The 749-nt window shown below is 67.3% G+C and carries 1 protein-coding gene; it reads left to right on the top strand.

All coding sequences use genetic code 11. The features are described 5' to 3' along the window. On the top strand, positions 1 to 749 hold a 749-nt coding region (locus IEY60_RS35430; RefSeq protein ID WP_229740414.1), incomplete at both ends, for a transposase.

Consider the following 749-nt stretch of genomic DNA (forward strand, 5'->3'; position numbering starts at 1 on the left):
GGCGTCTGATCCGGTGATGGTGGAGTTGTTCTCTGGGCTGCGGCCACGCATGTTCGCTCGCCTGATCACCCGGTTGCGACGCGAGGGTGCCGACCGGCCGTTGCGGGGCAGGCCCTGGGGGTTGTGTTTCGAGGACCGGGTGCTGCTGGTGGCCACGTATTGGCGGACGAATCTGACGATGCGGCAGCTCGCGGCGGTGTTCGGGGTGTCGAAGTCGGCCGCGGCCAGGGTGATCGAGGACCTGGGACCGGCGTTGGCGCTACGACCCCGGGCCCGGTTCCCGCGTGGTGCGGTGTTGATCGTGGACGGCACCCTGGTCCCGACCCGGGATCACAAGGTGGCCGCGCAGAGTAAGAACTACCGGTACTCGACCAACCATCAGGTCGTTATCGACGCCGACACCGAACTCGTCGTCGCGCTCGGCACACCGTTGCCGGGCAACCGTAACGACTGCCGAGCCTGGACCGAGTCCGGTGCGGCCGAGGCCTGCCGCAACTCGGTGGTGATCGCTGATGGCGGCTACCAGGGCACCGGTTTGATCATCCCGCACCGTCGGTCAGCTGGTGTCGAGCTGCCGGCATGGAAACAGACACACAACAAGTCCCACCGCAAGGTCCGCGCTCGCGTCGAGCATGCTTTCGCCCGGATGAAGACCTGGAAGATCTTGCGCGACTGCCGGTTGCGCGGTGACGGGGTGGGTGTCGCGATGGCCGGGGTGGCGACTCTGGCCAACCTCGCCCACGCCTGCT

Origin of the sequence: Nocardia rhizosphaerihabitans, assembly GCF_014646295.1 — a bacterium.
GTDB classification, from domain to species: domain Bacteria; phylum Actinomycetota; class Actinomycetes; order Mycobacteriales; family Mycobacteriaceae; genus Nocardia; species Nocardia rhizosphaerihabitans.